This is a genomic window from Dietzia sp. NPDC055340 (assembly GCF_053645335.1).
The window spans coordinates 1-13202 of sequence record NZ_JBSHML010000004.1 but is presented as its reverse complement, the minus strand read 5'-3'; the positions used below and the strand labels follow the sequence as shown (position 1 = coordinate 13202).

The window sequence follows — 13202 nt, the reverse complement described above, 5'->3', positions numbered from 1 at the left end:
GGCAAGGAAGAGAACAGACACCATGGCGACCCCCAGCGCATATGTGAGCCCCCGCAGTCGGTGGGCGTCCCTCGTCGCGGTACCGCTCGTGGCGGGCATGGTGGGCTCCGGCCTCGTCGTGACGCCCCTCGCCGGCGCCCAGGAGACGCCCGTCCGCCCGAGCCCGAGCCAGGAGGCCCCGGCGCGGGCCACTCCCGCGCCGAACCCGGAGAACGCTCCGGACGCGCCGACCCTGCAGGTGCCGGACGACCTGCCGGCCGGTGTGCGGCTGGACCGCGTCGAGTGGAAGTCCGCGAACCGGGTCGCGCTCTGGGTGCAGTCGCCGGCCATGGACGAGGCCGTGCAGGTGCAGTTGATGCTGCCGGCCACGTGGAACTCCGAGCCGGACCGCACCTACCCCTCGCTGCTGCTCCTCGACGGCCTGCGGGCGCGGGATGACGCGAGTGGCTGGACCCTCGAGACCAAGATCTCGCAGTTCTTCGACGCCAAGAACGCGGTGATCGTCCTGCCGATCGGCGGCGAGTCGAGCTTCTACACCGACTGGGTCGCCGACGCCAAGGGCGAGCAGTACCAGTGGGAGACCTTCCTGATGCAGGAGCTCCCGCCGCTGCTGCAGCGCGAATGGCGTGTCGGCGACAAGCACGGGGTCGCCGGCCTGTCCATGGGCGGCACGGCCGCGATGATGCTCGCCCAGCGGTACCCGGACTACTTCCAGTTCGCGGCCAGCTACTCGGGATTCCTCGACACCACCAGCTTCGGCATGCCGGAGGCCATCAAGGTCGCCATGCAGGACGCCGGTGGCTACCCGGCCGAGAGCATGTGGGGCCCGCTCGGCTCGCCGCGCTGGCAGGAGCAGGATCCCAAGCTCCACGCCGCCAAGATGCGGGAGCAGACCGTGTACGTCTCCGCCGGCAGTGGCAACACCGGACCCTGGGACGAGCCGTCCGGCCTTCCGGGGATCCCCACCAACTTCCCGGGCTACGGCCTCGAGCTGTTGTCGCGGATGACCACCCAGACCTTCGTCAACCGCGCCCGCGAGGCCGGGGTCAACGTCACTGCCAATTTCCGGCCCTCCGGGACCCACACGTGGCCCTACTGGCAGTTCGAGATGACCCAGGCGTGGCCGCAGTACGCGACCGCGGTGGGCATCGCGAACGTCGAGCCCCCGTGCGCGGCCGAGGGCGAGATCGCCCGCCTGGCCGAGCGTGAGCCGGGTCTGGGGCCGTGCCTGACCAACGAGTACGACGTCCGCGGCGGCAAGGCCACGAACTTCCGCTTCGGCCAGGTGTTCTGGTCGCAGCAGACCGGGGCGCACTCGGTCCTCGGTGCGATCGGCGCGGCCTACCAGTCCGAGGACGGCCCGGCCGGTTCGCTCGGGCTACCCACCTCGGGTGAGAACACGACTCCCGACGGCAAGGGCCGGTACTCGGACTTCCAGAACGGCGTCATCTACTGGTCGCCCACCACCGGCGCCCACGCCGTCCGGGGCGCCATCCGCGCCATGTGGCAGGACCAGGGGGCCGAGCGAGGAGACCTCGGCTACCCGACCACCGACGAGATCGCCAACCCCAATAAGCCGGGCGTCGTCCAGGGCTTCCAGGGCGGCACGGTCTACTGGTCCGAGGAGACCGGGCCGAAGGTCGTCGAGGGCGAGATCCTCAAGACCTACCGTGAGGCCGGGGCGGAGAACTCGGCTCTGGGCTACCCCACGACCGACGAGATCGCACTGAGCACGCGGGGCGGTGCGTTCAGCCGCTTCCAGGGTGGCTACATCTACTGGTCGCGTGGCACCGGGGCCCACGTTGTCCCGCGCGGTCCGATCTTCGACGCCTGGGGCACGGTCGACTACGAACGCGGCCGCCTCGGTTATCCGACCGGCCCGGTGCGCACCACGCGTGACGGCCAGGTGATGGACTTCGAGGGTGGCCAGATCACCGTCTCAGGCGGCCGGGCGGAGATCTCGTGAGGGCGCGCGCGACAGCCCTGGGTGCCGCCCTGATCGTCACCGGCGGCATGCTCGCGGCCTGTGGTGGCGGCGATTCGACCGTGTCCGGCGTACCGGACTCCGAGACCCTGGCCCCACCGCCCGGGGGTAGCGCCCCGACCTCCTCCAGGGTGCCTGCCTCCGAGGACTCCGGCCGGTTCACCGAGGCGCCCGCCCCCGTCGCCTCGGACGCCTCCGGATTCGACGGCCCCGCCGTGGGGGCGCGGGAACGCGGCTACCTCGAAACCCTCGACCGCGAGGGCATCGAGACCGGGGAGCTGCAGGATCCGCTGGTCGCTGCGGGGAACACCATCTGCCGGATCCGGACCACCGGCGGTGCCGCGGAGGAGACCACGACCATCGCCGACGCGGTCGCGGGCCAGATCGTGGCGGGCGGCTACTCGGATCTCGAGGTCGATCAGGTGTCCCGGATCGTCGTGGACGCCTCCGCCGGCCAGCTCTGCCCGTAGCCGGAGGCGTCCCGCGGCGGCGCGTGAGGGTCGCCACGTCTCGGCCGGTTCCGGAACCCGCGGGGCCACCCGTGCGTTGAACCGGGCATCGGTCACTGACGGACATCGCCTGTGAGGTGGCCGGGAAGGAGTACGAATCGTGGCTCGTGGATCCCGTGGAGGGTACGGCCGCCGTCTCGGGTGTTCGATCGGAGCGCTCGTGATGGTGGTCCTGGTGGTGCTGGGCGTCGGATGGTGGATCGGACAGCGTGGCCTGCCCACCGATCCGGACGGGCCCGTGCCCCCTCCCGAGACGCCCGAGATCGCGCAGCCGGCGGACTGTGCCGATGTGCAGCTCCTCGCCGTGCCGGGCACGTGGGAGAGCAGCCCGACCGACGATCCGCACAACCCGACGTTCCTGCCGCAGGCGCTCCTGCGGACGATCACCGATCCGCTGTCCGAGCAGTACCCGGGCGACCGACTCGAGGTCTACACCGTGCCGTACGTCGCCCAGTTCCGGAACCCGCAGCGGCCCGACGAGATCACCTACGACCAGAGCCGTGCCGAGGGCACGGAGCGGGCGCGCGCCGAGATGGCCGCCACCCACGAGCACTGCCCGTACACCTCCTTCATCCTCCTCGGCTTCTCCCAGGGCGCCGTGATCGCCGGCGACCTGACGAACGAGATCGGCACCGGCAACGGCCCGGTCCCGGCCGACCGGGTCCTGGGCTCGGTCCTCATCGCGGACGGGCGCCGCCTGCCGGGCGAGGGCCAGTCGCCCGGCCTGAACCCGGGCAACGGCCAGGGGATGGAGATCTCCCTGCAGCCGGTCACCGGGTTCACACAGCTGATCGCCGGCGCCACCATGACAGGCGTCCGGCCGGGCGGGTTCGGGGAGCTCGCGGACCGCACCGCCCAGATCTGCGACTCCCGCGACCTCATCTGTAACGCCCCGCTCAACGTGGTCGACGGCGCGGCCCGCTTCCAGGAGTTCGTCGCCAACAACGCGGTCCACGCGCTGTACGCGACGAACCCTGACGTCATCATCGGCACGACGGTGCCCGAATGGACGATCGGTCACATCCGCGAGCTCACCGACGGTGCGCCGGAGATCGCCCACGGGTAGACGAACTCTGCATGTCGCGGTTCGACACGCCGACCGCGCGCGTAGATTCGGAGTTCGGAGGTGGCCTGGGGCACGCTGTAAGATCGACCAAGCCTGTCGTCAGTGCACCCGCATGTCCGCGGTCGGCGACGTCGACCATCAGACACGGATCGGAACGGAGCAACGTGGAGTTCGAGCAGTACCACGACGCCAGCGGGGCGATTGTCATCCCCGATCGCACTACTCTGGTCGACTTCGTCGAGGCCAATGTCTCCGCCGCCCGTCAGGACCCGGCGCAGGACGGGTTGATCTACCGCTACATGGACTACTCGAAGACCCGCGAAGGCGAGGTTCAGGAGCTGCTGTGGTCGCAGTTCGGCGACCGCCTCTACGCCATCGCGGCCCGGCTGCAGCAGGTGGCCGAGCCGGGCGATCGGGTGGCGATCCTCGCCCCGCAGGGGCTCGACTACATCGTGTCGTTCTTCGCCGCGATCCACGCCGGGCTCATCGCCGTGCCGTTGTTCGACCCGGACGAACCCGGCCACCACGACCGTCTCCACGCGGTCCTGGGCGACTGCACGCCGACGGTCATCCTCACCTCCACCCAGTCCGCGGCGGGCGTCCGGAAGCTGTTCCGTGAACTGCCCGCGCGCGAGCGTCCGCGCACCGTCGCCGTCGACGCCATCCCCGACGAGCTCGGCGCCGGATGGGACCGACCTGATCTCGGCGCGGACGACATCGCCTACCTGCAGTACACCTCGGGCTCCACCCGGGTGCCCGCCGGTGTGGAGATCACCCACCGCAACGTCGTCACCAACGTCATGCAGCTCTTCGACGGCCTCGGGCTGAGCCGCGCCTCGCGCGGCGTCACCTGGCTGCCGCTGTTCCACGACATGGGCCTGCTCACGGTGATCCTTCCCGCGATGGGCGGGGCCACCATCACGGTGATGAGCCCCCGCGCGTTCGTCCAGCGTCCCGGCCGCTGGGTCACGCAGCTGGCCGAGGCGGCGGGCGAAGGGGGCGTCGACGGCGTGTTCGCCGCGGCACCGAACTTCGCGTTCGAGCACGCCGCCCGCCGGGGCCTGCCGCGGGAGGGCGAGCCACTGGATCTGTCCGGTGTCACCAGCATCATCAACGGTTCGGAGCCGGTCACGCCCGCGTCGATGCGCGCGTTCAACGAGGCGTTCTCCCCGTACGGGCTGGCCCCCACCGCCATCAAGCCGTCCTACGGCATGGCGGAGGCGACGCTGTTCGTGTCCTCACCGCGTAAGGACGACGAGGCGATCGTCATCCACGTCGACCGGGGAGATCTCAACAAGGGCCTCATGACGGTCCTGGACCCCGCTCAGGTCGAGGGCAACGACGACGCGATCCCGCAGGTCGCCTGCGGGTACGTCGCGCCGAGCCAGTGGGCGACGATCGTCGACGCGAACATCGACGAGACGACCGGCGAACACGACGGCACCGGCCGCGAACTGCCCGAGGGCAGGGTCGGCGAGATCTGGCTCCACGGCACGAACGTGGGCGGCGCCTACTGGGATCGCCCGGAGGAGTCCCGGGCCACCTTCGGAAACACGCTGACCGAGCGCCTGCCCGAGGGCAGTAAGACGGTCCGCGAGTTCGGTTCGGTCCCCGAGGACGGGCGCTGGCTGCGCACCGGAGACTACGGGGCGTACGTCGACGGCCAGCTCTACATCACGGGCCGCGTCAAGGACCTCGTGATCGTCGCGGGTCGTAACCACTACCCGCAGGACCTCGAGAACACGGCGCAGGACGTGTCCGACGCACTGCGTCCCGGCTTCGTGGCCGCGTTCTCGGTTCCGGCCAACCAGCTGCCGATCGACGCCCGTAACGGCGCGGAGATCGCGGCCGATGACTCCTCGGAGACGCTCGTGCTGGTGGGCGAGCGCGCGCCCGGCGCGGGCAAGGCGGACCCCGGGCCCATCGCGGACGCGGTCCGCTCGGCGATCTCCGCCAGGCACGGCGTCACGGCACAGGACGTGCTCCTGGTGCCCGCCGGCTCGATCCCACGCACGTCGAGCGGCAAGATCGCGCGCCGTGCATGCAAGACCGCGTACGTCGACGGGACGCTACGCGGGGGACACCAGCAGACCGCCTTCCCCGACCTGCCGACGGAATAGCGTCCGGCGGCCGGGCTGGCAGAAGGCACCACGGGTGCCCCGCGGCGCGGGACACCCCGGATGACACCCGAGGAAAGGCGAGTCACCCAGATGGCACAGAGCGAGATGACGGTAGTAGAGCTCCGCGAGTGGCTGCGGGGCTGGGTCTGCCGGGCCACGGGCCTCGACATCTCCAAGGTGACCGACGACCGGTCGCTGGAGGAGTACGGGTTGTCCTCACGCGACGCGGTGACCCTGTCGGCGGACCTCGAGGACCTTCTCGGCCGCCCACTGGACGCGACCGTCGCCTACCAGCATCCCACCGTCGCGACCCTCGCCGAGTACGTGATCAACGGGCCGGTGGAGTCCGACGAGCCGGTCGATCTGCACACGTTCCGTGAGCGCGGGGCCGGTATGGAGTTCGACGTCGCGGTCATCGGTATGGCCACGCGGTTCCCGGGCGGCGCCGACACGCCCGAGGCCACGTGGGAGCTCCTCGCCGAAGGTCGCGACGCCACCTCGCCGCGCCCGGCCACGCGCTGGTCGGAGTGGGCGGGTGACGCCTATGTCCAGCAGGTCCTGTCCGAGGCTCCGGACCGGGGCGGCTGGCTCGACGACTCCGAGGTGCGGGACTTCGACGCCGAGTTCTTCGGCATGAGCCCCCGCGAGGCCGAGATGGTCGACCCGCAGCAGCGGCTCGCGCTCGAGCTCACCTGGGAGGCGCTGGAGAATGCCCACCTGCCCGCCAGTGACCTCAAGGGTCGCGAGGTCGGCGTGTTCATCGGTTCGTCCTCGAGCGACTACCAGGTCTTCCTCACCGCAGACTCCGCGGCGGCCTCCCCGTACGCGGTCACCGGCGCCTCCAACTCGATCATCTCCAACCGCGTGTCGTACACGTTCGACTTCCGCGGCCCCTCGATGACCCTGGACACGGCCTGCTCGACCTCGCTGGTCACGATCCACGAGGCCGTCAACTCGCTGCGCCTGCACGAGTCCGACCTCGCCGTCGCCGGCGGCGTCAACATGATGCTCGCGCCCGCCGCGACGATGGGCTTCGCCAAGACCGGTGCCGCGCTCAGCCCGGACGGGCGCATCAAGGCCTTCTCCTCGGACGCGAACGGCATCTGCCGAGCCGAGGGCGGCGGCGTGTTCATCCTCAAACGCCTGTCCGAGGCGGAGCGGGACGGGGACCAGATCCTCGCGGTCATCAAGGGTTCGGCGGTCAATTCCGACGGCCGCTCCAACGGCATGACCGCGCCCAACCCGGACGCCCAGGTCGCCGTGCTGCGCCAGGCGTACGCAGACGCGGGCGTCGACCCGCGCGAGGTCGACTACATCGAGGCCCACGGCACCGGCACCATCCTCGGCGACCCGATCGAGGCCACCGCGCTCGGGCAGGTCCTCGGCCGTGGACGCGATGCTGAGAAGCCCACGCTGCTTGGTTCGGCCAAGACCAACTTCGGCCATATGGAGTCGGCCGCCGGTTCCGCCGGTCTGGCGAAGATCATCCTGGGCATGGGCCACGACGCGGTCCCGCCGACCCTCAATTTCGCGGGTCCCAACCCGTACATCGACTTCGACACCGCGCGGCTCAGCGTGGTCACCGAGACGACGCCGTGGCCCCGCTACAGTGGTCGCGCCCTGGCGGGCGTGTCCGGTTTCGGCTTCGGCGGCACCAACGCGCACGTCGTGGTGGCCGAGTACCAGCCCACCCCGGTTAACGTCGTGGACGCGCAGACCTCAGCCGACGCTGAGACCGCAGCCGATGCTGAGACCGCAGCCGAGACGCCCGCCGAGGACTCCATCGCCCGCAGTGTGGCCGACGCCGTCGCGCACAACGCCGACGAGTTGGCGACCACCGGCACCTCCGCGGCCGGCGCGCCCGCGACCGTGCTCGTGGTGTCCGGCTCGCTGCCCTCGCGCCGCAAGGCCGCGGCCGGTCAGATCGCCGACTGGCTCGAGAAGCAGGACGACTCGGTCGACCTGGGCGCCGTCGCCCGCACCCTGTCGACCCGCAACCACGGCCGCTCCCGTGGTGCCGTGGTGGGCCACACCCGGGCCGAGCTGGTCGAGGGGCTCCGGGCCCTCGCCGCCGGCGATCCCGGCCCCGGTGTGTTCAGCGCCGACGCGCCCGCCGGGACCGGCGACGTGTGGGTGTTCGCCGGATTCGGTGCGCAGCACCGGAAGATGGCCAAGGAGCTGTACCTGTCCAACCCGCTGTTCGCCTCGTGCCTGGACGCGGTGGACGAACTCATCGACTTCGAGGCCGGCTACCGCATGGCCGAGATGTTCCTCGACGACTCGGTGACCTACGGGGTCGAGACGGCGCAGGTCGGCATCTTCGCCATCCAGGTGGCGCTCATCGACACCCTCAAGGCGCTCGGCGCCAAGCCCGAGGCCGTGATCGGCCACTCGATGGGTGAGGTCGCCGCCGCGTACGCCACGGGCGGCCTGAACCTGGAGGACGCGGTGCGCGTGATCTGCGTGCGCTCGCGTCTCATGGGTGATGCCGAGCAGCAGGTGTCGGACGAGGAGGCAGGCGCGATGGCGCTGGTCGAGTACTCGGCCGACGAGGTCGCGCAGATCATCGCCGACAACCCGCAGTTCGCCTCCATCGAGCCGGCCGTCTACGCCGCGCCCACGCACACCACGGTCGGTGGGCGTGCGAAGCCGGTCGCCGAGTTCGTGACCTGGGTCGAGGAGCAGGGCAAGTTCGCCCGTCAGCTCCAGGTCCGCGGCGCCGGCCACACCTCGGACGTCGACATGCTGCTCGGCGAGCTCGCCGCGGAGATCGCCGGCCTCGAGCCGCGCCCGCTCACCTCGGCATTGTTCTCGTCGGTCGATCGCGAGGTGCTCTATCGCGCCGGCGACGGACCGATCCACGCTGAGGAGTACTGGGTCAAGGGCATGCGCCACCAGGTGTGGTTCACCCACGCCGTGCGCAAGGCCGTCGACGCCGGCTACGTGACCTTCCTCGAGTTCGCACCCAATCCGGTCGCCGCAATGTCGATCGCCGCGACCTGCTTCGACGCCGGGCTCATGGAGCCCAACCTGCTGTACACGCTCAAGCGCAAGGAGTCCGAGGCGGACACGCTGCTGAGCGCGATCGCGCAGCTGTACGTCCACGGGCACTCGATCGACATGCCGTCGGTGGTGGAGATGCTCCACGGGCACGTCACGGGCGCCGGCCGCTACGCCGCGGTGCCTGGCACCCGCTGGAAGCGCCGCACCCTGTGGCCGACGGTCACCGCCGGTGGCGGGTCGGGCGAGGGTCGCATGCCGGGCGCGCACGTGGCGCTGCCGGACGGCCGCCACGCCTGGCAGGTCCGTGCCGAGGTGGTGCCGAGCGTCGACGCGCTGATGACGGCCGCGGCCGCGTCGGTGGTCGAGGGTGCGACGCTCACCGCCGTGAACCGGCCCGGTCTGCTGCCGGCGTCGGGCGCCGTGACGACCACCATGACGCCGCACCCGGGTGGTGCGTCGCTGCAGGTGCACGCGCACGTGGGTGACGCGCCGGCGTCGTCGTTCCAACTGGTCGCCGAGTGCGCGGTGAGCGGCGGGACGCCGATCGAGCCCGGCTCGGCGCAGGAGCTGGCCTACGTGTCCACCGAGTCCGACGCCCCAGTGGTGGACGAGGGGGAGGACGACGAGACCGACGGTCGCTGGAGCCCGGACACCGGGGAGGCGCTCTCCGACCGACTGGCCCGCATCATCGGCTCCTCGATGGGGTACAGCCCCGACGACCTGCCGCGCGAGCTGCCGCTGCTCGACCTGGGCCTGGACTCGCTCATGGCGGTGCGGATCAAGAACCGGGTCGAGTACGAGTTCTCCATCCCGCCGCTCGAGTTGCAGGCGATGCGGGATGCCTCGCTCAACGATGTCGCCGACATGGTGACGTTCGCGGTGGAGAACCCCGAGCAGGTCGGCGAGCTGGCCGCCCAGCAGGCTCGCGGGGAGGGCGCGGTGGACGTGGCCGCCCTGCGCGACGGCACTGAATCAGGCGCCGACGCCGACGTCGGCGCCGGTACCGACGCCGCGATCGCGATCGCCCCGCGCGATGACACCGAGCGCATGGCGTTCGGTGCGTGGGCCGTGGTCACCGGTGCTGCCGCCCCCGGCGTGACCGGCACCCTCCCGACGCTCGACGACCCGACCCGGGCCGCGCTCGCCGCCCGACTCTCCGAGCGTTCCGGCGGTGAGATCACCGCCGGGCAGGTGGCCGGCGCCACCACGATCGCCGACGTCGCCGACCTGCTGCGGCCGTTCACGGAGGCGGCGATCGAGGGCAACATCCGGGTGCTGCGGGAGGGCTCCGCGGAGCGCACGCCGCTGTTCCTGTTCCACGCCGCCGGCGGTTCCTCGTTCGTGTACGAGCCACTCGTCGAGCGTCTTGCCGCGGATACGCCCGTCTACGGCGTCGAGCGCACCGAGGGGCCGCTGCCCGAGCGGGCCGCCGGCTACCTCGACCGCATCCGCGAGCTCGCCGGCGGTCGCGCGATCGCCGTGGGCGGCTGGTCGTTCGGCGGCGCGCTGGCCGTCGAGGTCGCGCACCAGCTGCGTGCGGCGGGCGACGAGATCGCGCTGGTCGTGCTGCTGGACACCGTGCAGCCGTCGGAGCCGGTGCCGGACACGCTGGACGAGGCCGAGGCGCGCTGGAAGCGCTACTCGGAGTTCGCCAAGAAGACCTATGGTCTCGACGTCGAGGTCCCGCGTGAGTTCCTCGAGGAGCACGGCGAGGACGGCGTCCTGACCATGCTGCTGGAGGCGCTCGGTTCGGAGGCCAACGCCATGGGCGGCGGCGTGATCGAGCACCAGCGGGCGAGCTTCGTCGACAACCGGATCCTGCAGAGCGCCGACCTGGCCTCCTGGTCCGGGACCGGTGCAGAGGTGCCGTTCGTCATCTACCGGGCTGAGCGCATGCACGACGGCGCGATCGAGCTCGAGCCCCGCTACGCGCACGTGGACCCGGACGGCGGCTGGGCCGCGATCGTGACCGATCTCGAGATCGTTCCTCTGTCCGGTGACCACCTGGCGGTGGTGGACGAGCCGGTGGTCGGTACGGTCGGTAAGCATCTGGCACGTCGGCTCTCCGAGCTCGACTCCGAAGTACTGAAGGGATCCCACGCGTGACGGCGAAGACCACCGCGGACAAGCTCGCGGAACTGCGGGTCAAGACCGAGCAGGCTCAGGACCCGGGCAGTGAGCGGGCCAAGGCCAAGCGGGATGCCGCCGGGCTGACCCCGCCGCGGGTGCGCATCTCCGAGCTCCTGGACGCGGGCAGTTTCGTGGAGATGGGGCAGCTCGCCAAGGCGCCCGGTGACCCGAACAACCCGTACGGCGACGGCGTGGTGACCGGCCGCGGCACCATCGACGGCCGCCCGGTGGTCGTGTACGCGCACGACAACACGGTATTCGGCGGCTCGGTGGGCGAGGGCTTCGGTAAGAAGGTCTGCGCCATCATGGACTTCGCCCTCAAGGTCGGGTGCCCGATCATCGGGATCAACGACTCGGGCGGCGCCCGCGTCCAGGACGCCGTCACCTCGCTGGCCTACTACTCGGAGATCTCCAAGCGTCAGTACCCGGCGTCCGGGTACATCCCGCAGATCTCGATCATGCTCGGCAAGTGCGCCGGCGGTGCCGTCTACGCACCCGTGACCACCGACTTCGTGGTGGCGGTCAAGGACCAGGCGTACATGTTCGTCACCGGCCCCGACGTGATCAAGCAGGTCACCGGCGAGGAGATCTCCATGGAAGATCTCGGCTCGGCGCTGCAGCAGGCCAAGAACGGCAACGTCAACCACGTCGCGGTGAGCGAACACGAGGCGTTCATGTACGTGCGCAACCTGCTCAGCTTCCTGCCGTCCTCGGCCGCGGAGAAGGCACCGCTGATCAATCCGGGTCTCGAGCCGGAGATCACCGAGTCGGACCTGGCGCTCGACGAGATCATCCCGGACTCGGACAACGCGGCCTACGACATGCACGACGTCCTGATCCGGATGTTCGACGACGGCGAGTTCGTCGAGACCTCCGGCCAGTTCGCGCCCAACATGATCACCGGGTTCGCCCGGGTCGACGGCGAGCCGGTCGGCGTGGTCGCCAACCAGCCGCTGCACCTGTCCGGTGCCCTGGACATCGACGCTTCCGAGAAGGCCACCCGGCACATGATGCTGTGTGACGCCTACTCGATCCCGATCGTCTACGTGGTGGACACCCCGGGCTACCTGCCGGGCGTCCAGCAGGAGAAGCTCGGCATCATCCACCGCGGCGCCAAGATGGGCTACGCGGTCGCGGCGTCCTCGGTTCCCAAGGTGACCTTCGTCGTGCGCAAGGCCTACGGCGGCGCGTACGCGGTGATGGGCTCCAAGAACCTCGGCGGCGACCTCAACTTCGCGTGGCCGACCGCCCGTATCGCGGTGATGGGTGCCGAGGGCGCGGTGGATCTGCTGCAGCGTCGGCAGATCGAGGAGGCCGGCCCGCAGGAGGGCCCGAAGCTCCGTCAGCAGCTCATCGACATGTACAACGAGTTCATCGCGACTCCGTACACCGCTGCCGAGCGGGGCTACATCGACGCCGTGGTCCAGCCGTCCGAGACGCGTCTGATCCTGCGTGGTGCCCTCAAGCAGCTCCGCGACAAGATCCGCAACGAGCCGCCGCGCAAGCACCCCATCGCGCCGCTCTGATCGGTCTTCGCGCGCGATCCGGCCCGCCGGGTGGGCGCCGAGTCGCAGGGACATGCACCAACGCCGGGAGCCGGTGATCGCGTGGGGCGGTCACCGGCTCGTGGCGTCGGTGCGGGGTTGCGTGGGTCAGAGGGCGTAGGCGCCGCGGTTGCTGGCGGTGCGGCCCTCCTTGAGGACCAGGAGGATGTTGCTGTGGTCGGCCAGGGAGTCGATGTCGGCGAGGGGATCGCCCTTGACGACGACGACGTCGGCGAGCTTTCCCGCCTCCAGGGTGCCGAGCTTGTCGCCCAGGTCGCACAGCTCCGCGGACGTGCAGGTGCCCGCGACGATGGCGTCCATCGGGGACATGCCGCCGAACTTGACCAGGGCGCCCAGCTCACCGAGGGTGGCGCCGTGATCGGGGACCAGACCGGCATCGGTGCCGACGGCGACCTTGATGCCCGCCTCGACCGAGGCCTGCAGCGACTCGTGCGCGAGCGCGTGCCATTTGTCGCTCTTGGCCTTGGCCTGCGGGGTGGCGGTGTCGGGCTTGAGGGTCTCGATCAGCGTGGGAACGAGGAACTGTCCGCGCTCGACCATCTCCTGGCGCAGGTCGTCGTTGAGGGCGTAGCCGTGCTCGACACTGTGCACGCCGCCCTGGACCGCGGCCTGGATGCCGGCGAAGCCGATCGCGTGGGCGGCGACCTTGCGGCCACCGTAGTTGTGGGCCTCCTCCACCAGCGCGGAGACGATGTCGACGCGGGCACCCAGCCAGTCCGGGTCGTCCGAGGGGGAGGTGACGCCGCCGGAGGAGGCGACCTTGACCACGTCGATGCCATCGCGCAGCAGCCCGCGCACGTGGCGGCGGGCCTCGTCGACCGAGTC

Annotated in this window: 7 protein-coding genes; 6 read left to right on the top strand and 1 reads right to left on the bottom strand. The window is 70.8% G+C overall.

All coding sequences use genetic code 11. The annotated features are described in order from the left end of the window. Window positions 1–22 precede the first annotated feature (22 nt). The 6 genes from ACWIFB_RS03495 (at window position 23) to ACWIFB_RS03470 (ending at window position 12338) form a co-directional block, all read left to right on the top strand. On the top strand, window positions 23–1966 hold the full coding sequence (locus ACWIFB_RS03495) for an alpha/beta hydrolase-fold protein (RefSeq protein ID WP_454057337.1): 1944 nt from the start codon (window positions 23–25) through the stop codon (window positions 1964–1966). Then, window positions 1963–2454, top strand: a complete 492-nt coding sequence (locus tag ACWIFB_RS03490) for a DUF732 domain-containing protein (protein ID WP_454057336.1) — start codon at window positions 1963–1965, stop codon at window positions 2452–2454. Before ACWIFB_RS03495 ends, ACWIFB_RS03490 begins: the two co-directional genes overlap by 4 nt. A gap of 139 nt (window positions 2455–2593) precedes the next feature. Next, on the top strand, window positions 2594–3559 hold the full coding sequence (locus ACWIFB_RS03485; RefSeq protein WP_454057335.1) for a cutinase family protein: 966 nt from the start codon (window positions 2594–2596) through the stop codon (window positions 3557–3559). A gap of 164 nt (window positions 3560–3723) precedes the next feature. Next, window positions 3724–5679, top strand: coding sequence for a long-chain-fatty-acid--AMP ligase FadD32 (gene fadD32, locus ACWIFB_RS03480; protein ID WP_452099820.1), 1956 nt, complete (start codon window positions 3724–3726; stop codon window positions 5677–5679). A gap of 90 nt (window positions 5680–5769) precedes the next feature. Further along, window positions 5770–10788, top strand: coding sequence for a polyketide synthase Pks13 (pks13, locus tag ACWIFB_RS03475; RefSeq protein WP_454057334.1), 5019 nt, complete (start codon window positions 5770–5772; stop codon window positions 10786–10788). After that, on the top strand, window positions 10785–12338 hold the full coding sequence (locus tag ACWIFB_RS03470; protein WP_452099822.1) for an acyl-CoA carboxylase subunit beta: 1554 nt from the start codon (window positions 10785–10787) through the stop codon (window positions 12336–12338). Before pks13 ends, ACWIFB_RS03470 begins: the two co-directional genes overlap by 4 nt. Before the next feature lie 126 nt (window positions 12339–12464). Here ACWIFB_RS03470 and ACWIFB_RS03465 read toward each other — a convergent pair. After that, on the bottom strand, window positions 12465–13202 hold a 738-nt coding region (locus ACWIFB_RS03465), incomplete at its 5' end, for an amidohydrolase family protein (protein ID WP_454057333.1).

Bases quoted from the DNA above. Each gene is read 5' to 3' on its own strand.
- ACWIFB_RS03495 (WP_454057337.1), top strand. From the start codon at position 23: ATGGCGACCCCCAGCGCATATGTGAGCCCCCGCAGTCGGTGGGCGTCC.
- pks13 (WP_454057334.1), top strand. From the start codon at position 5,770: ATGGCACAGAGCGAGATGACGGTAGTAGAGCTCCGCGAGTGGCTGCGG.